At 63.6% G+C, this 18194-nt stretch carries 16 protein-coding genes; 5 read left to right on the top strand and 11 right to left on the bottom strand.

All coding sequences use genetic code 11. From position 1 onward, the window contains the following. Window position 1: 1 nt before the first annotated feature. The 6 genes from BST14_RS11600 to BST14_RS11575 all read right to left on the bottom strand — a co-directional run bounded on the left by BST14_RS11600 (window position 2) and on the right by BST14_RS11575 (window position 8195). Window positions 2-1213, bottom strand: coding sequence for an acetyl-CoA C-acetyltransferase (locus tag BST14_RS11600; protein WP_083064631.1), 1212 nt, complete (start codon window positions 1211-1213; stop codon window positions 2-4). A 26-nt stretch (window positions 1214-1239) separates the two neighbouring features. Beyond that, window positions 1240-3156, bottom strand: a complete 1917-nt coding sequence (locus BST14_RS11595) for a flavin-containing monooxygenase (RefSeq protein ID WP_083064630.1) — start codon at window positions 3154-3156, stop codon at window positions 1240-1242. Beyond that, window positions 3153-4205 (bottom strand): LLM class F420-dependent oxidoreductase, encoded by a 1053-nt coding sequence (locus BST14_RS11590; RefSeq protein WP_083064629.1) that lies wholly within the window; start codon window positions 4203-4205, stop codon window positions 3153-3155. The genes BST14_RS11595 and BST14_RS11590 overlap by 4 nt, the downstream gene beginning before the upstream one ends. Window positions 4206-4427: 222 nt before the next feature. Further along, window positions 4428-5384 carry a PDR/VanB family oxidoreductase gene (locus BST14_RS11585; protein ID WP_062896095.1) on the bottom strand — a complete coding sequence of 319 codons (957 nt, stop codon included), beginning with the start codon at window positions 5382-5384 and terminating at the stop codon, window positions 4428-4430. Between the two features lie 77 nt (window positions 5385-5461). Further along, window positions 5462-6679: a cytochrome P450 gene (locus tag BST14_RS11580; protein ID WP_062896094.1), complete on the bottom strand. Its 1218-nt coding sequence runs from the start codon at window positions 6677-6679 to the stop codon at window positions 5462-5464. A 688-nt stretch (window positions 6680-7367) separates the two neighbouring features. After that, on the bottom strand, window positions 7368-8195 hold the full coding sequence (locus tag BST14_RS11575; protein WP_062896093.1) for an SDR family NAD(P)-dependent oxidoreductase: 828 nt from the start codon (window positions 8193-8195) through the stop codon (window positions 7368-7370). A 173-nt stretch (window positions 8196-8368) separates the two neighbouring features. Here BST14_RS11575 and BST14_RS11570 point away from each other — a divergent pair, with 173 nt between their 5' ends. Together BST14_RS11570 and BST14_RS11565 are read left to right on the top strand one after the other, a co-directional pair. Then, window positions 8369-9310, top strand: coding sequence for an alpha/beta hydrolase (locus BST14_RS11570; RefSeq protein ID WP_083064628.1), 942 nt, complete (start codon window positions 8369-8371; stop codon window positions 9308-9310). 112 nt (window positions 9311-9422) lie between these two features. After that, entirely contained in the window at window positions 9423-9914 is a 492-nt protein-coding gene (locus BST14_RS11565; RefSeq protein ID WP_062896091.1) for a flavin reductase family protein, read from the top strand. A gap of 78 nt (window positions 9915-9992) precedes the next feature. Here BST14_RS11565 and BST14_RS11560 read toward each other — a convergent pair whose 3' ends face one another. The 5 genes from BST14_RS11560 to BST14_RS11540 form a co-directional block, all read right to left on the bottom strand. Continuing rightward, window positions 9993-11177, bottom strand: a complete 1185-nt coding sequence (locus tag BST14_RS11560; protein ID WP_062896089.1) for a TetR/AcrR family transcriptional regulator — start codon at window positions 11175-11177, stop codon at window positions 9993-9995. 116 nt (window positions 11178-11293) lie between these two features. After that, window positions 11294-11710, bottom strand: a complete 417-nt coding sequence (locus BST14_RS11555; protein ID WP_062896088.1) for a MaoC/PaaZ C-terminal domain-containing protein — start codon at window positions 11708-11710, stop codon at window positions 11294-11296. Continuing rightward, on the bottom strand, window positions 11707-12156 hold the full coding sequence (locus BST14_RS11550) for a MaoC family dehydratase N-terminal domain-containing protein (RefSeq protein ID WP_062896087.1): 450 nt from the start codon (window positions 12154-12156) through the stop codon (window positions 11707-11709). Before BST14_RS11550 ends, BST14_RS11555 begins: the two co-directional genes overlap by 4 nt. Next, window positions 12153-13343, bottom strand: a complete 1191-nt coding sequence (locus tag BST14_RS11545; protein ID WP_062896086.1) for a lipid-transfer protein — start codon at window positions 13341-13343, stop codon at window positions 12153-12155. The genes BST14_RS11550 and BST14_RS11545 overlap by 4 nt, the downstream gene beginning before the upstream one ends. A 185-nt stretch (window positions 13344-13528) precedes the next feature. After that, entirely contained in the window at window positions 13529-14305 is a 777-nt protein-coding gene (locus tag BST14_RS11540) for an SDR family NAD(P)-dependent oxidoreductase (RefSeq protein ID WP_062896085.1), read from the bottom strand. Between the two features lie 972 nt (window positions 14306-15277). Here BST14_RS11540 and BST14_RS11535 point away from each other — a divergent pair. The 3 genes from BST14_RS11535 to BST14_RS11525 are packed head-to-tail and all read left to right on the top strand — an operon-like array spanning window position 15278 to window position 18190. Beyond that, entirely contained in the window at window positions 15278-15988 is a 711-nt protein-coding gene (locus BST14_RS11535; protein WP_062896109.1) for an MlaE family ABC transporter permease, read from the top strand. A gap of 32 nt (window positions 15989-16020) precedes the next feature. Next, window positions 16021-16839 (top strand): ABC transporter permease, encoded by an 819-nt coding sequence (locus tag BST14_RS11530; RefSeq protein WP_394328785.1) that lies wholly within the window; start codon window positions 16021-16023, stop codon window positions 16837-16839. Window positions 16840-16843: 4 nt separating this feature from the next. Beyond that, the gene (locus BST14_RS11525) at window positions 16844-18190 is read left to right on the top strand and encodes an MCE family protein (protein ID WP_062896083.1); all 1347 of its coding nucleotides are present in this window, start codon (window positions 16844-16846) and stop codon (window positions 18188-18190) included. The last annotated feature ends 4 nt before the right edge of the window (window positions 18191-18194 follow it).

Below are 18194 nucleotides of genomic sequence, written 5' to 3'. Positions count from 1 at the left end.
CTTAAACCCTCTCGATGATGGTGGCCACGCCCATGCCGCCGCCGATGCACAGCGTGACCAGGGCGCGACGCGCGTTGCGGCGCTCGAGCTCGTCGACCATGGTGCCGGTGATCATGGCGCCGGTGGCGCCCAGCGGGTGGCCCATCGCGATGGCGCCGCCGTTGACGTTGAGCTTCTCGTCCGGGATGTTGAGATCCTTCTGGAACTTCAGCACTACCGACGCGAACGCCTCGTTGAGCTCGAACAGATCGATGTCGTCGATCGTCAGGCTCGCGCGGTCGAGCACCTTGCGGGTGGCCGGGGTGGGGCCGGTCAGCATGATGGTTCCATCGGCGCCGCTGGTTGCGGTCGCCACGATTCGCGCGCGTGGGGTCAACCCTTGTGCTGCACCGGCTTTCTCGCTGCCGATCAAGACAAGGGCTGCGCCGTCGACGATGCCCGAGCTGTTGCCGCCGTGGTGGACGTGGTTGATCTTCTCGATCCAGTGATATTTCTGCAGTGCCACCTCATTGAAGCCGCCCATCGCGCCGATGTCGGTGAAGGCCGGCTTCAGCTTGGCCAGGCTCTCCAACGTGGTTTCGGGACGCATGTGCTCGTCGTGGTCGAGGATGACCAGGCCGTTCTGATCGCGGACGGGGACGACCGACTTAGCGAAGTAGCCGCCGGACCAGGCCGCCGCCGCGCGCTGCTGCGACCGCACCGCATAGCCGTCGACGTCCTCGCGGGAGAAGCCCTCGATGGTGGCGATCAGATCGGCACCGATGCCTTGGGGCACAAAGGACACCGAGTAATTGGTTTCTGGATCGTTGGCCCAGGCTCCGCCGTCAGAGCCCATCGGAACGCGGCTCATCGACTCCACACCGCCGGCCAGCACCAGATCGTCCCAGCCGGACCGCACCTTCTGTGCCGCGGTGTTCACGGCCTCCAGGCCGGACCCGCAGAATCGGTTGAGCTGTACGCCGCCGGTGGTGTCCGGCAGCCTGGCCGCGAGTACGGCGGTACGGGCCAGCACCGCACCCTGATCGCCCAGTGGCGAGACCACACCCAACACCAGATCGGAGATCAGGGTCTCGTCCAGATCGGGGAAGCGGGAGCGGATCTCGTCGATGAGGCCGACGACCAGACTGATCGGCTTGACCTCATGGAGAGCGCCGCCACGCTGCTTGCCGCGCGGAGTACGGATCGCCTCATAGATGAAGGCTTCTTCAGACATGCCTGTTTCTCTCGCGTAAGTGGTGATCAGCGGCGGGTAATGGTGTAATCCGCCAGGTCAGGTTTCGCCGTCCTGGCGAAGTAAACGGGAACGGCCCATGGGGAATTGGTGACAACCCGTCCGGTGCTGTTGCGGTAGTAGTTCGCCACACCGTCCATCGCGTACACCATGGCGTTGTTAGTGGCGTCCAGCTCCCTGTTGTAGTCCTCGAACGGCTCCGGTCGGCATTCCACCGCGGCGATATCGTCCTGAACCATCCGGGTCAGCATGTCCACGACATACCGGACCTGCGCTTCGGCGATGGTCAGCCAACTGCCACCCGGGGGATTGGTGTTGGGACCGTAGAGGAAGAACAGATTGGGAAAACCCGGAGTGGTGATGCCCAGGTAGGCCCGGGCGTTGTCGTCGCTCCACGACTCGCGCAGTTCGACACCGTCACGCCCACGCAGCTCCATCGGGTAGAGATAGCGTTGCTGCTGAAATCCGGTGCACAGGATCAGCATGTCGATCTCGTGCTCGTCGCCGGACTGGGTCACCAGCGTCTTTTCGGTCAGATGATCGATGCCCTCGCCGACCAGTTCTACGTTGGGGCGCCGGAGTGTGGCGAACCAACCATTGTCCATCAGCAGACGCTTGCCAAATGGTGGATAACTCGGGGTGCACTTCTCGATGAGGTCGTCGCGACCAACGAGCTCTGCCTGCAGATAGGCGGTGAAGGCCCGCCGGAAGGCATCGTTGAGCGAGCTGATCAGCTTGCGTTTCTCGGCGGCCTTCGGATCCACCCGCAGCGCCGGATAGTGGCGCTCGGTGTAGATCCAGTAGAGCCGGAACCGGAACCAGGCCCGGTAGAACGGAACATGGCGGAACAGCCAATGCCGACTTGCCGGCTGCTTCTCGAAGTACTGCTCGTTCGGTGTGATCCAGTGTGGTTCCGGCTGGACGACAACCATGTGCTCGACGTCATCGGCGATCTTGCAGACCACCTGCATGGCACTGGCGCCGGCGCCGACGACCGCCACTTTCTTGCCGCGGTAATCGGCGTCCGGTGTCCAGCGCGCCGAGTGGACCACCTGGCCGGTGAATTCGGAAAGACCTTGGAACTGCGGGATGTTCGGGGTGTTGTGTAGCCCGGCCGCGGTGATCAGCGCTGAAGTGCGCAGGGTTTGGGTGCTGCCGCCAGAGGTGGCGGTCACCACCCACTCACCGGACTGCGCATCCCATTCCGCGCCGTCGACACTCATTCCGGTCTCGATGTGGGGTGCCAGCTCGAAGTGCTCGACGACGTTGTCGATGTACTGCGTGATCTCGTCGCGCTGGGCGAAGTTCTCACTCCAGTCGTGGTGGAAGAACGAGTACGAGTAGAGGTTGGACGGAACGTCCACGCGGGCACCGGGATAGCCTGCCTCGTACCAGGTTCCGCCCACGTGATCGTTACGTTCGAGCACCCGGAACGGGATTCCAGCCCGCTTCAGGTGAACCGCAGCGGCCAGGCCGGAGAAGCCGGCCCCCACGACGATGACCGAGAAGCCGGTTTGTGCGCAGCGATCAGAGACATCGGGAGCGACGAACGGGGCGAACCCCAACTGCTCGGCGGCCAGCGGAGCGTACTTCTCCGAGATCGGCTCGCCCATCACAGCTGTCATCAGTTTGACCAGCTCATCCACGGAGGGGACGGGGTGGGCGATCGGGGCTCCGGCAGACCAGTCCATGATCGCGGTGTGCGCGGCCTCCCGGATTTCGGTGACGCGTTCGGCGGGCAGCCCGCCGTCGTCGAGATCTTCGAAGCCGCGGGTAGGGGCGATCCGATAGGGCTCATCGAGCCAGCGGGGATCACCTGTCAGCTGGTAGAGCACGGCGATCAGGCACGGCGTGTTGGCTTCTGCCAGTGCCTCTCGCAGCTCGTCGGCGTCGATGACGACGCTGGGTTCGAGGACTTGGCTCACGATAGCTCCTTGCTCAGTGCGACAACCATTCTCACGGCGTCGAGACGTTCGGTGGGGTCCGTTGAAAGCGGTGTGACGTTGACTAACGTCACACCGGCATCGCGCAGCACAGCGAGGCGTTGACGGATGTGGTCGGCATCGCCGATCAGCGTGGTGGCGCGGACCAACTCGTCCGGTACGGCGGCGGTGGCTTCGGCGGCCCGGCCGGCGAGGAAGTGGTCCTGGATGACTGCGGCCTCCTCGAGGAATCCGTAGGCGCTGACCAGTCGGTTGTAGAAGTTCTGCTCGCGCGAGCCCATTCCACCGATGTACAGGGCCAGTTGAGCTTTGGCAGCGTTGATCCAGGGGTTGGGATCATCCTCGGTGACCGCCAGGGGTGTGCGCACGATGATCTCCAGCGGTCCAAGATCCGCGTGTCGCTTGGCGTTGCCTTTCGACAGTGCCGGACCCCAGACCTCCTGCAGCTTCTCGGGATAGAAGAAGATCGGCTCCCAGCCGTCGGCCACCTCGGCGGTCAACTCCACCATGCGCGGTCCGAGAGAGGCGATCGATACCGGAATACGTTCGCGCACTGGCCGATTGATCAGCTTCAACGGTTTTCCCAGTCCGGTTCCGTGACTGGGGTCCAGCGGGATCCGGTAATGCTTGCCGTCGTGCTTGAGCGTTTCGCGGCGCCACACCGATTGGCAGATCTCGATTGTCTCGCGGGCCTTGCCGAGGATATCGGCGAAGGGAATGCCGTGGAAGCCTTCGACCACCTGCGGACCGGAAGGACCGAGTCCGAGCCGGGCCCGGCCGGCTGAGACGTAGTCGAGTCCGGCTGCGGTGGTGGCAATGAGTGTGGGGGTGCGGGTGTCCAAAGGCAGGACGCCGGTTGCCAGTTCGACCGAGGTGGTCCGTGCCGCGAGGTAGGCGAGCTGCGTTGCGGCGTCGAAAGAGTAAGCCTCTCCGAGGGTGACCGATGAAAGTCCTGCTTGCTCCCATGCGGCGATCTCGTCACCCACGACGGACATCGGTCTTCCGAAGTCTAGGACGGTGCCGATTCGCATGTGCCGATCCCTTTCTGGGCTGGGGGCGACCGTGCGGTCGACGATCCCCAACACAATGTGAATCGTAACTTCACCAACTATGTTGGTCAAACGCCGGAATTGCTGGGGATTACATCAAGATAGTAAGGGCAGATTCTTTCCAGGCAGGTGAGTTGACCGCAGAAGCGGCACCGGCGGGGCCCTCGGTGAGGGCCCCGCCGGGCGTCCACGACATCGGTGGGGTCAGATGTCGAGGACCAGCCTGTCTCCGCGGCAGCGGGAAACGCAGATCATCATGCAGTCGTTGCGTTCCTGTTCCTCGTAGGTGAGGATGTCGTCGCGGTGTTCGGGAATACCGCTGAGCACCGGTGTTTCGCAGGTGCCACACATACCGGCCCGACACGATGACAGCACCGCGATGCCCTGGGCCTCGATGGCCTCGAGCACGGTCTGGTCCTCGGGGACCGTCAGCGTCAGACCTTGCTGGGCCAACTCGACTTCGATCGGCCTGTTCACGAAGTTCTGGCCGGGATCGGAGCCTGCGCTGAACCGTTCGACGTTTAGGCTGCCGGTCGGCCAACCGGCGCACAGCTCTTCGACGGCCGTCAGGAGTGGCTGCGGGCCGCAGCAGTAGACCAGCGTGTCCGGCTGGGGCTGACCGATGGTGCTCGCGAGATCGATCAGGCCGCGTTGATCTTGGGGCCACACGTCGACCCGGTCGCCGTAGGCGGAGAGCTCGTCGAGGAAGGCCATCGAGCCGATACTGCGTCCGCCGTAGATCAGACGCCAGTTGGCGCGCGACGCCTCGGCTTGAGCGACCATCGCCCTGATCGGGGTGATGCCGATACCCCCGGCGACAAATATGTAGTTGGATGCCGGCTTGAGCGGGAAATGGTTGCGGGGTCCGCGGATTCGTAACTTGCTGCCCTGCTCGACGTTGTCGTGCACGCAGATCGATCCGCCGCGTGACCGCTCGTCAGATTCGCGCAGCACCCCGATACGCCAGGTATGTGAGTCGGTAGGGTCGCCACACAATGAATACTTGCGTACCAACCCCGCGGGCATGATGAGGTCGATATGTGCGCCGGGCTCCCACTCGGGGAGGGGATGGCCGCCGACTTCCCGGAGTTGCAATGTGACGACGCCGTCGGCGACGACACTCTTGTGCGCCACCACGACATCGGCTTCGTATTCCCGCATCACCAGCCGAACGGTGCTAGGTCGGGTCGGGCAATCTGTATTCGGCACGGTCACGACTGATCCCTGGGCCTATCGCCTCACCAGGTGAGGGGCAGCGATTTGAGTCCGAAGATCTTGGCGTCGCTCTTGACTTCGATCTCCTCCGCGGGAACGGCGACCTTGAGGTTCGGGACGCGCTCCAGCAGCAGGCCGATGACCACCTGCAGCTCGACACGCGCCAGCGGGGCTCCCAGGCAGGTGTGGATACCATAACCAAATGCGATGTGTCCCCGGGCATCCCGACGGATATCGAGCGCGTTGGCCTCGTTGAATACGGCTTCGTCCCGGTTCGCGGCATCCGTGGCCACCATGACGAGGTCACCTTCGGCTAGGGTCTGGCCGCCGATCTCCATGTCGGCGGTCAGCGTGCGGGGCAGATTGCCGATGATGTCGAGGTAGCGCAGCAGCTCCTCGACCGCCCCGGGCAGCAACGATGGATCTTGCCTCAACTGCTCGAGCTGGTCGGGGTGCTCCAGCAGTGCGAACACACCCAGCGAAATCATGTTGCCCGTCGTCTCGTGGCCGGCCATCAGCAGCAAGGTGGCCATACCGGCCACCTCGGTGACCGTCAGATCGCCGCCGCGAACGTGGTTGAGCAGCAGGCTGATTAGGTCGTCGCCGGGATTTTCCATTTTGGAAGCGGTGAGCTCGCCAAGGTACTGCATGACCGCCGCGATAGCCCCGCCGACTTCTTCGGGGGTGGCATCGGAGTCCAGCACCTTGCGGGTCTCGACCTGGAACCAGTCGTGCTTGTCGTAGGGGACGCCCAGCAATTCACAGATCACTAGCGATGGCAGCGGCAGCGCGATGGCGTCAACCAGATCAGCCGGTCCGGACTGGGCGAGCATCTCGTCAATCAATTTGTTGGCGATGCGTTCCACGATGGGCCGCATGGCTTCCATGCGACGTGGGGTGAATTCGCGCGAGAGCATCTTGCGAAGCCTGGTCTGTTCCGGCGGGTCCATCGCGACGAAGAATCCGGGGAGCGCCTCACTGCCGGAATCGCCCCGCGAGGGATCGGGAATGTTCTGCACACTCGACCGCCGGTCGGCCAGGACGGATTTGACGTCCCGGTGCTCGGTGACCAGCCAGGCCGGCACGTTCTTGAACGTCACCCTGCGGATGCCGTCACCCTCGGCGTATCCGGCCGCGGGTTCGAACGGGCAGGTCCGCTTGAACGGAAACACGGGCGCCTCTTGGGAATGCGCGCCCGAAGCGCCGGAACCGACAGCCGAAATGTCCTCGCCGGTCGTCACTCTGGGCCTCCTCGAAAGTTCGCATCACTTGGTCTGATGCGCATGATGTCAATCACAGCAGTGACTGGCGATAGCATCACATAGACAACTTCGGGCGTCAAGTAAGCCGCTGTGAAACGCTCGCGATGCTGAGTCATGCGTGGTTGCTGTATACCAATAATATCTATCAGTACTGCGAAAATAAGTTAGCACGAGTGTGCTATACCGCCTTCTCCCGGAAGGGTTCGCCCACGCGATGTCCAGCGAAAGGTAAATGACGATTCTAGGGCGAGGGCGGATTGTCGCCTCGGGGCCGAGTTGTGGTGGGGATCGCAAATCTGGACGCCGATATCGGCTCGGGCGGTCGGACCGCTTGGGCAGCGGCCGAGGCGGCCGCGTTCTGCGCGGCCGTCGCCCAAACAGTGGTCATTCATCCCACTCGGGCCATGAGTGGGGTCGAGCTGGTGAACTTGTGCTACTACCCCCCGCCTATTTCAAGATCATGTCGGGCTGCGCGACACGCAGGTCGGGGTGTGGCCGAAGAACAGCCTGGACGAGGGCACTGTGCTGGTGGCGGCGTGTACGGAGGCCCGGCTTGAGCGATTCTGCCGCGGTCAGGCAGGGATGGCGCATCAGCTGAGTGGGCCAGCTTAGCTGGCGCGGCATACGATTTGGCGCCGCCCGTCGCGGGGAAGGCGAGTGACCAGTCCTACTGGGACGTGGCGGTCGAAGCGCCCAGCGAGTTCATGTCCGGCACAAAGGGCTGATGGGCGAGCAGGCCGCCGTCGACTCGGATGGATTCACCGTTGATGCCTCGGGAATCGTCGGAGGCCAGGAACGCATACACCTTGGCCAGGTCACCGGGTGCGTTGAGATCCGGCGCGAGGGTATGGCGACGGTAGATGTCGGTGATCGCCTTGGGCAGCTGTTGCGCCGGCGGAGTGGTGGTGGTTCCGGGGCAGATTGCGTTGCACCGCACGCCTTCTCGCCCGTACTGGGTCGCGGTGTATGCGGTCAGCGCCAGCAACGCGGCCTTGGTGGCGCCGTATCCGGTGAGGCTGGTGTCGCCGGCGAAGGCGTGCGTCGACGCGGTGTTCACGATCGACCCGCCGCCATTACGAAGATGCGGCAGCGCATGCTTGGTGGTCAGCATCGCGCTGCGGACGTTGACAGCCATCACGTCGTCCCATACCTCGATAGGCATGGTGGCGACGTCACCGTCCCCGGCGGGGAACACACCCGCAATGTTCAACAGCACATTCAAACCGCCATAGGTGGACACCGTGGTGGCCACTAACCGCCGGATCGCCGTCTCGTCCCGAAGATCGGTGTGGACTGCGATCGCGATGTTCGGGCCGTATTTCTCGTTCAATTGCTCGGCGAGAGCGGAAGCGCCCTCGATGTTGATGTCGGCTAACACCACGCGGGCGCCCTCGGCTACCAGTTCAGTGGCCGCGGCACCACCGATGTTCAGTCCACCGGGATCCAACGTGGTGGCACCGGTGACCAGAGCGATCTTGTCGGAGAGTTTGGGCATGTCGCTCCTCGTCTGTTCTGCCCCCGGCGCCATCGCCAGGTGCGAGAGCTCGCATGTGAAGGCTAACTTCATCAATGTGGCCGGTCAATACCGGGTTGACTAGTTAGAATTCGGATATAGTTAGTCACAATTCTCCGTACGTCGAGTGATATGAGAAAGCGTGAGGGGTCGAGATGGCGCCGTCAGTGACCGATGCGGACTGGTCGAAGGCCGACTCCGAGGCACTACAACGTGCCGACCGCGACCTCCGTCGGGTCTTCGGTGATGGGCGCCGCCCGCTGCCGGCGATGCGGGAGAACCTCGACGCGATGATGATCTCGCAGGGCCTGCCCGAGGGTGTTGCCATCGCGGAGCTATCCGCCGGCGGTGTCCCTGCGCTTCGCGTCGCCGTCGGGACGGTGGACGAGAGCGCCGCGGTCATTTGGCTGCATGGCGGCGGATACGTTATGGGGTCGGCGAAAGGTTACCGCGGCGTGGCCGCTGCCGTCTCGGCCGCAAGCGGGCACCCTGTCGTGGTACCCGACTACCGGCTTGCGCCCGAGTCCCCATTCCCGGCTGCGGTCCAGGATGCCGAGGCGGTAATGGGCTGGGCTGCCCAAACTTTCGGTGGCCGCTGGATGCTCGCCGGGGACTCCGCGGGTGGCGGCCTCACCGTGGCGTCGCTGATCCGCGCCCGCGACCATGCGACGCCGTTGCCTGCCGGGGCGGTGTTGATGTCGCCGCTGGCCGATTTCACCGCCTCCGGGAAGAGCTTTGACACCCACGCCGACACCGATGCGGCAATCTCCCGCCGTTCGGTGCAGTCGTTGGCCGTCGCCTATCTGCAAGGGCATGATCCTCGAGATCCATTGGCATCCCCGGTGTTTGGCAGGCTTGACCGGTTACCACCGACATTGATCCTGGCCAGTGACCGCGAAGTGCTGCTCGACGATGCGAAGATGCTTCATGACGCCATGCAACGCGGCGGCTCACCGTCGCGGCTGGCGGTCTATTCCGGCGTGTGTCACGCCTGGACGATGTTTGCTTCATACATGCCGCGCGCCCAGCGCGCCGTCACCACAATCGGTGATTTCGTGCTGGAAGTGCTGGCCTCTGAGCCCATTGTGAGCAGCTGATATGGCAGCGGGTTCGAACTGCAGTGTTTAGGCTGCGAGGATGCACAGAAATGTTAATTGTGATTATGCACCCTGGCGGTAGGCTGACGATTGAACGTGAGGATGGCATGACATGGCGGTGGCACCGGTCGAGGCGCTCGGAGAGGCGTTCAGAAATGCCATGGCGTTGGTGTGTACGCCGGTGGCAGTGATTACTGCTATGGACGATGACCGGGCTCACGGCACCACGGTGAGTGCGTTTGCCTCGCTGTCGATGTCTCCGCCCTCGTTGCTCGTGAGCCTCGATAGGGACTCCGACCTGTTAAGAATCATTCGCCAAACCGGTGCCTTCGGTGTGAATGTTCTCGGAAAGGGGCAGTCGGTTCTGGCGTCGCGCTTTGCGCGCAAGGGCCGCGACAAATTCGCTGACGTCGACTGGTCACTTACCGACGGGGTCCCGCGGCTGGCTGGCGCTCCTGGCTGGTTTGCGTGTGCAGTCGCGCAGACCGTTGAGGCGGCTGACCACGTTGTGCTAATCGGGGAGGTTCATTCGGTAGACAGCGTCAGCGCTGCGCCGCTGACCTATCACGCGCGCACATTCGGTACCCACCACGTCTCAAGCTGAGGTCGGAGGTGAGAGTGAGGTGCTCGATGACGCCGACGGCTGGGAGTTCGCGACCAGGTCCGGACGAGCTCTGGCCGGCTAGGCGGCGAGCACCGCGGCAACCAGGCGGTGCAGTTCGTTGGCGATGCCCGGACGGTTGCGCATACTTTGAGTTTGGGTGATGTCGGTGATCAGCCCGATCGATGCCTGGGCGATCAAGCGAGCGTGGGGTACCGACACTTCGGGGCGGATCGCGACGACGGCGGAGACCCACTCGTCGATGTATTCTCGCTCGCTCATCCGGATGGCTTCCTGTGCCTTCTCCGGCAGATAGATAAGGTCGGCGGCCAGGATGGCCAGAATCGGTTGGTGCGGGCCGAGAGCCAGCTCGATTAGGGTGCACCCGATGATGTCGATCGCTTCTTGGGGTGTGCTCGCGGCCGAAAGCCGGTGGTTGGTCACGTAGTGCAAACCCTCCGCGCCCCGGTTGAGCACCGCCTGCAGTAACTCGGCCTTGCCGTTGAAGTATTGGTAGAAGGTCGCGATGGCGGTGTCCGACTCGGCCGCGATCTCTTCAATGCCGACCGCGTGATAGCTCTGGGCGTGGAATAGCCGGGTGGCGGTGCTGAGGATGCGTTCGCGCCGCCCCGGTGGGCGGCGCTGCATCGCGACCGGGGGAGTGGATGTGGTGACGGCTCCGTCGAGTTCGCACTGCAGAACGCCGTCGGCCATCGCCTGCAGGATGCGCTTGGCCGCCGCATCGTCGAGCCGCCTACGCGCGGGCCCCACGCTGGAGTAGAGCGCCAATACGCTCCAAGCCCGTAACTCCGCTTCGCTGCTCGGCTGGCCGCCGTCGCCCAGGCCGAGGGCCTGCACGGTCCGCCGCAGAACATCGTTGAGCCGCAATCGGAACTGGTCCTGCTCGGCTTCGGAGAGCTGTCGCCGTTCGCGCTTCCACAGCAGCACTTCTTCGCGGTCCAACACCAAATCGGCCAATTCGGATATGAACATCGCCGAGCGCTTATCCGGCTCGAGGTCGGCTTCCGCCGCCCGTACCGCGACTGCCTCGACGGCGGCGAGCTGTTCGGAGATGACCTGGGCCAGAATGTCGTGCTTCTTGCGGAAGTGCCGGTAGAGCGCAGGTCCAGTGAGGCCGACCGCCGAGGCCACGTCGTCCATGCTGACGTTGTGGTAGCCGCGGTCGGTGAACAGACGGGCGGCAGCCTGCGCCAACTGCAGTTTGCGTACCGAACTCCGCGCGTGCTGGCGAACGGGTTGCGCCACGTCGGCTTTCCTCCCTTTACTGCCATTCGGCGGATGCTCGGTTGTGGAAGAGTGAACCATAAATTTTAGTTCACTCGTCCCGAACCGGTTGAGTGCCGCTCGGCTGTATGTGCCGGTCAGGCGATGGCGACGACGGCTTCGCCGCTGAGCGTCACCGTCCCGTCGGCCAGCGTGACTTTCACCTCGACGGTGGCGCGCTTCTCACCGTCCACCTCGTCGACGCTGACCACGGTTCCGGTGCACGTCGGTTGAGCGAGAACCGGGGTGATAGCGGTGAAACGGGTGCTCAGCGCGCGCAGTTGGCACTGCGGAACCCATGAGGTGACCAGCCGGCCCAGGTATGCCATCGACAGCATGCCGTGGGCGAACACGTCGTCGAAACCGGCCGCCTTGGCCGCATCGATGTCGACATGGATCGGGTTGTGGTCAGCCGAGGCGCCGGCGAACAACGCCAGCGTCGTGCGTGAGATTGGAGCGACGACCAAGGGAGGAAGTTGCGTGCCGGCCTGGATTTCGGCGGTGTCGGTGGTCACGAGGGTGCTCCATTTCGGATGACGGACACGCTTTCCATCTCGGCAACGAGTTTGCCACCCGATGACAGCCGTGAACGGCGTACCAGGAACTCTAGGGCGCCATTACGTTTCGAGTAGTAGTCGGTGAACTCGGCGGCCAGCGCGAGCTGATCACCGGCATGCACATCTCGGTGATAGGTGAAGCGTTGCTCACCGTGCAGCACAGAGGACACATCGACGCCATTGGCTTCCAAGACGCCCAGCGTGTCGGAATGCTCCAGATCCAGCCCGAACAAAAAGGTCGGTGGAGCGAGCAGATCGGGGTGGCCAGCGCCGCGCGCAGCCTCGACATCAAAGTAGATCGGATCGGTTTCGCCAATTGCCTTGGCAAACATGGCAACGCGGCCGCGTTCGACGTCGACGGTGCTCTCCGGCCACCGGTAACCCTTGAGGGATTCGGCGCTCATCGCAACGTCCGTTCATACAGGGTGACGACACAGGCTCCGCCGAGACCGAGGTTGTGCTGCAGCGCCAATCGGGCGCCTTCAACCTGGCGTTCGCCGGCCTGGCCACGCAACTGCCAGACCAGTTCGGCGCACTGGGCCAGCCCGGTCGCACCGAGCGGGTGTCCCTTGGACAGCAGCCCGCCGGACGGGTTGGTCACCACGCGTCCGCCATAGGTGTTGTCCCCGTCGAGGATGAACTTCTCGGCGGTGCCCTCAGGTGTCAACCCCAGTGCTTCGTAGGTGATGAGCTCGTTGGTCGTGAAGCAGTCGTGCAGTTCCACCACCGGAATATCTTCGGGGCCAACGCCTGCCGCCTCGTACACGTCGGCCGCAGCCTTCGCGGACATGTCGTAACCCACAACGCGACGCATGTCCTCGCCGTTGTAAGCGCCGGGCAGATCGGTGACAAGGGACTGGGCCCGGATATGGACGGCCTGATCGATCCCGTGCGCGGCCGCGAACTCGTCGCTGCAGACGATCGCGGCGGCCGCTCCGCACGTCGGTGGGCAGCACTGCAATCTGGTGAGCGGACCCCAGATCCTCGGTGAGGACATCACCTCTTCCAGGGTCACGGTGTCGCGGAACACCGCGAGCGGATTGCGCGCGGCATGCTGCCGCGCCTTCACTGAAATGCGGCCGAAGGTCTCAGGTTCCGTGCCGAAGCGCTCCATGTGTGCCACACCCGCGCCGCCGAACAGTTGCGCGGCCATCGGCGCCTGCGGGTCTGCTCCGGGCTGACCCAGTGCGACCTCTTCGAACTTTCCGGTCGAACTCGGCCGATCGTCCCATACCGCGGCCAGGGCGCCGGGACGCATCTGCTCGAAGCCGAGGGCCAGCACACACTCGGCGACCCCCGAAGCCACCGCCTGCCTAGCCAGCCACAGCGCCGACGATCCGGTGGAGCAGTTGTTATTGACGTTGACGACCGGGATGCCGGAAAGCCCGAGGTGATACAGCGTCGCCTGTCCGGAGGTCGAGTCGCCGTAGACGTAGCCGACGTAGGCCTGCGCAACCTCGGCGTAGTCGATCCCGGCGTCGGCGAGCGCCGACCGCGCGGCTTGTGCGCCCATGTCCTGGTAATCGGCACTCTTGCCGGGCTTGGCGAAGGGAGTCATGCCGACCCCCGCGATACATACGGCGCGACTCATAGCCACCCTCACTGCTTGTCGTTGCTAGAATTGCAACTAACTCTAGCGGTATTACACCATGGCGTGCAAACAGTTAGGTTCCGTCTGAGCTGATACAACGAGTAACAAACGCGGCGCGAGTGCGCGCACGCCTAAACGGCCGCCGCCGCTCGAACGAGAGTCGGCGACGACTGCCCCGGGTGGGTCTAGCCGTCGTGCTGGGTTGAGCGCTCAAAATGGCCATGGACGTTGGGGTAGCGCATCATGTGCGCGCCGCCGTTGAGGTCGAGGACCTCGCCGGTGATCCATTGCGCCCGAGCGAGATACAGCACGGCCTCAGCGATTTCCTCGGGGGTGCCGGCACGGCCGAGCGGAATGTTCTCGACGTACTCACTTTCCACCCCGTCGACGCCGAGGGCGCCGGAGGTCAGCGGCGTGTGCACCAGACCGGGGGCGATGGCATTGACCCGCACGCGTGGCGCCAATTCCAGCGCGGCGACCTGGGTCAGCATTGACAGGCCCGCCTTCGCGGAACAATAGGCGCTCATCCCGATGGCGGGTTGGCGGGCATTCAGTGAGCTCAGCGTGATGATTGCGCCACCATCAGCGATGTGCCGGCCCGCGTGCTGAATGACCAGGAAGGCTCCGGTCAAGCAAACATCAACGACCCGACGGAATTTGGCCACTGGTAACTCGGTGACTAATCCTAATGCGGTGATGCCCGGACAGCTGACGGCGATCTCGAACCGTTCAGTGCGTTGTGTCGCGGCGTCAAAGAATGTTGCGACGCTGCTCTCATCGGTGACGTCGACCTCCGCCGCCACATGTCCGCCGCCACGAAGTTCGTCCACCACAGCAGCGGCGGCGGATAGGTTGCGATCGCCAATGATCACCGAGTGCCCGTGATCCGCGAGAATCCGAGCAGTCGCGGCACCAATTCCAGACGCGCCGCCAACGACGACGGCATACGAACTTTCGGTCACGTTGACTCCCTCTGTTAGGCAAGGCATTCAGCGTCGCGCTAGGTGCGCCGATCGGGCGGAAGTGGATGTGGCCCGCCGTGCCGTCGGGCCACGTTGTTATTTACTGTTCTACAGTAAATAGGGTGAGGCTTACAGCCGGGCCCTGGGAGGGTGCGTAGTCGTCGCCGTCACCGAGCCCAAGCCGGTCTGCCAACCGAGTCGTCGTAACGTCCGCACATGTGACGACGGGCAGAGCGGGTTCGGCTGGACTCGGGTCACCCCAAACCGGGATCGCGTCAACCCGGCCGGCACCCGACCACGGCCCCGCTTACCATGCCGAGTGGGGCCCTTCTCGGCATCCGATCCTCGTCGATCCCGACGACGCCATCATCGCCATCGAAAGTGACGCGACAGGCCCTGTCATTGCACCGATGATTTGCATAATTCGTAATAAATTGCTGCGCAGAACTAGCACGTCAAACGGTGTTGACAGTTGAGTATCTCTGAAGTTAAGGTTCACGCCGTGAGGCGGGTCACATAGGACCGAAGGGGCTCGCCACGATGAGGCGTGACGTCAGAGAGGCGTGACGTCAGAAAGCCTGCCCGCCGTCACGACCGAGCCTGGACTGCTGCCTCGGTGCCGGGGGAACGGCAGAAACACATGGACGGGAGGGGAGCGTCTTGAGTAGTCGCTTCGGGGATGCGCCGGACGACGCCCCGGATTTTGGATATGCGCATGTCGCGCCCGCGGTCCCAGACCCGACGTGTGGCGCCGGGCAGTATGTAGACAGCGCAGAATGCAGGGACGTGAATATCGCTTTCGCCTTGCCGGAAATGCTAGACGAGCCGCTCAACGGTGAAGCGGAGAGCGCCACGGCTTTGTCAGGGGGCGCGCATCGCGAACCTGCACATCCGACATTCTTCGAAACCTGGACCGCGAATCTGTCGACCCAAACGAGCAAGCCGGTCAGTGCGGTGGGCGGCTTTTTCGCGATGGCCATTGATACCTTGATGTTGATGCCGCGCAAACCTTTCGCGTGGCGCGAGCTGGTACTGCAATCATGGTTCGTCGCGCGGGTATCGCTACTACCGACGCTGATGCTGGCTATCCCGTTCACTGTGTTGTTGGTTTTCACCTTCAACATCTTGTTGATCGAGTTCGGCGCGGCTGACTATTCGGGTACCGGGGCGGCTTACGGGACTGTCACCCAGATCGGCCCAGTCGTAACAGTTCTCGTCGTTTCGGGTGCAGGCGCAACTGCGATGTGCGCCGACTTGGGGGCACGCACCATACGCGAAGAGCTTGACGCTCTGCGGGTGATGGGCATCAACCCGATCCAGTCTTTGGTTGTGCCACGAGTCCTCGCGGCCACCATCGTCGCGACTCTGTTGTCGTCGGTCGTGATTCTCGTCGGTCTGGTCGGCAGTTTCGCCTTTTCAGTATTCGTTCAGCACGTGACGCCCGGATCGTTCGTCGGTTCGCTGACGGTTCTCACTCATGGCGCAGATGTCGTGATCTCGTTCGTCAAGGCCGCACTGTTCGGCCTTGCCGCCGGGCTGATCGCCTGCTACAAGGGCATTTCGGTCGGTGGCGGCCCAGCCGGCGTCGGCAACGCCGTCAACGAGACCGTGGTGTACACGTTCGTGGCACTGTTTGCCATCAACATCATCGCCTCTGCTGCCGCGATCAAGGCGACGTTGTGACTACAAACCTCCCAAGCAAGACCTACCCGCAGATTCGGCGCATTGGCCGCGGCTGGATTGATGGCTTGACCCGCATCGGCGCTCAGGGGCAGTTCTACTTTCAGACCCTGGTTTCGGTGCGAGACGCATTCACCCGCTACAAACTGGAGATGCTGCGCCTCATCGCCCAAATGAGTCTTGGGACAGGGGCACTGGCCGTCATCGGTGGCACCGTGGTCATCGTCGGCTTCCTTACTCTGTCCACCGGCGCGCTGGTGGCGGTGCAGGGCTACAACCAATTCGCCAACGTCGGCGTAGAGGCGCTGACGGGATTCGCATCCGCCTACTTCAACGTTCGCTTGATCGCCCCGGTGATCGCCGGTGTGGGGCTGGCCGCCACGATCGGCGCCGGAGCCACTGCCCAGCTGGGGGCTATGCGGATCAACGAAGAGATCGACGCTCTCGAAGTAATGGGCATTCGCTCGATCGCGTACTTGGCGTCAAATCGCGTCGTGGCCGGGGTCGTGGTCGTCATTCCCCTGTATTGCATCGCAGTGCTGACCGCCTTCTGGGCCGCACGCTTCGGTACCACCGCCGTCTACGGACAATCGAGCGGCGTCTACGACCACTACTTCAATACCTTCTTGAACTCAACCGACATCATCTGGTCGTTCGCACAGGCGGTCGGCATGGCGGTCGTGATCATGCTGGTCCATACCTACTACGGGTTCAATGCATCCGGCGGCCCCGCGGGCGTCGGCGAAGCCGTCGGGCGCGCCGTACGCACCTCCCTGATATCGGCCGTATTCGTCGTACTTTTCGTTTCCCTGGCCGTTTACGGCCAGACCGGCAACTTCCACCTCTCCGGGTAATCACATGCAGCCCAATACAAAACACACGCGGATACACCCATTGTGGTGGACCCTCGGCCTATTCATCGCCATCGCCGGCTTCACACTGATCTGCTCAGGGGCATTCGCCGGGACCTTCCGTACATACGTTCCGGTCACGCTCACCTCGGATCGATCCGGACTGGTGATGGAATCAGGCGCGAAGGTCAAGCTGCGCGGCGTGGAGGTCGGCCGCGTCGCGGGCATCACCGGCGGCAAACAGAACACGAGCCTCAGGCTCGACATCTTCCCAAACCAGGTCGGTCATATCCCGGCCAATGTGCAGGCAGAAATCAAAGCCACAACAGCCTTCGGCGCCAAATACGTGGAACTGATCTACCCCGACCACCCCAGCGCGAAGAAACTGGCCGCGGGGGCAGTGCTGCACTCGCGCAACGTCGGAACCGAGGTCAACACTGTCTTCGACAACCTCGTGGGACTGCTGCGCCAAGTCGACGTTTCCAAACTGAACGCTGTGCTGACCGCGCTGGCAGACGGCGTTCGAGGCCAAGGCGACCGCATCGGCGAAGCCACCACCGACGCTAACCAGGTACTGATGGCGATCAATCCGCGCATGGACACCGTGGCCGCAGATTGGGGCGCCTTCAAAGGATTCAGTGACGCTTACGGTGCCGCTGCGAAGGACATTCTTGCGACGATGAATGCGGCGACCACGACCAGCGCAACGGTCACCAGCCACGCTAAGGACCTAGATGCCCTGCTGCTGAACACAATTGGATTCGCGAACAGCGGAATCGATCTGCTCGGTCCCAACCGGAACAACTTCGTTGACGGCATCAACGCGTTGGAGCCCACGACAAGCCTGCTGCTCAAATACAACCCCGAGTACACCTGCACCATCCAGGGCGCGAAATTCCTTCTCGACCATGGCGGCTACGAAAACCTCGGAGCCAACGGCCGCGGCGCGGTGCAGGACGTCGGCCTGCTATTCGGCGACGAGCCGTACAAGGCCGATAGCAATCTGCCGATTGTGGCCGCCAAGGGCGGACCCGGCGGCGAACCCGGCTGCGGCTCACTACCTGATGTGGCCAAGAACTTCCCGGTCCGCTACGAGGTCACCAACACCGGATGGGGGACAGGGCTCGACCTGCGCCCCAACCCCGGTATCGGGTTCCCCGGTTGGGCGAACTACTACCCCGTCACCAAGGGACAGCCAGAACCACCCCGGATCCGCTATCCCGGGGGGCCGGCACCAGGGCCCTTGCCTGCCTACCCCGGCGCTCCGCCCTACGGGGCGCCCCAGTACAGCCCCGACGGAACGCCGCTCTACCCGGGCGTCCCTCCTGCTCCGCCCCCCGCCCCGACACCATGACCAG

The sequence above is a fragment of the Mycobacterium arosiense ATCC BAA-1401 = DSM 45069 genome (genome assembly GCF_002086125.1).
In the GTDB taxonomy this organism is placed as follows: Bacteria; Actinomycetota; Actinomycetes; order Mycobacteriales; family Mycobacteriaceae; genus Mycobacterium; species Mycobacterium arosiense.
Note: the sequence above shows the minus strand (reverse complement) of the source record. Positions and strands in the feature narration are given on the sequence as shown.

Bases quoted from the DNA above. Each gene is read 5' to 3' on its own strand.
- BST14_RS11600 (WP_083064631.1), bottom strand. From the start codon at position 1,213: ATGTCTGAAGAAGCCTTCATCTATGAGGCGATCCGTACTCCGCGCGGC.
- BST14_RS11590 (WP_083064629.1), bottom strand. From the start codon at position 4,205: ATGCGAATCGGCACCGTCCTAGACTTCGGAAGACCGATGTCCGTCGTG.
- BST14_RS11585 (WP_062896095.1), bottom strand. From the start codon at position 5,384: ATGCGGGAATACGAAGCCGATGTCGTGGTGGCGCACAAGAGTGTCGTC.
- BST14_RS11575 (WP_062896093.1), bottom strand. From the start codon at position 8,195: ATGCCCAAACTCTCCGACAAGATCGCTCTGGTCACCGGTGCCACCACG.
- BST14_RS11570 (WP_083064628.1), top strand. From the start codon at position 8,369: ATGGCGCCGTCAGTGACCGATGCGGACTGGTCGAAGGCCGACTCCGAG.
- BST14_RS11565 (WP_062896091.1), top strand. From the start codon at position 9,423: ATGGCGGTGGCACCGGTCGAGGCGCTCGGAGAGGCGTTCAGAAATGCC.
- BST14_RS11550 (WP_062896087.1), bottom strand. From the start codon at position 12,156: ATGAGCGCCGAATCCCTCAAGGGTTACCGGTGGCCGGAGAGCACCGTC.
- BST14_RS11545 (WP_062896086.1), bottom strand. From the start codon at position 13,343: ATGAGTCGCGCCGTATGTATCGCGGGGGTCGGCATGACTCCCTTCGCC.
- BST14_RS11535 (WP_062896109.1), top strand. From the start codon at position 15,278: ATGGCCATTGATACCTTGATGTTGATGCCGCGCAAACCTTTCGCGTGG.
- BST14_RS11525 (WP_062896083.1), top strand. From the start codon at position 16,844: ATGCAGCCCAATACAAAACACACGCGGATACACCCATTGTGGTGGACC.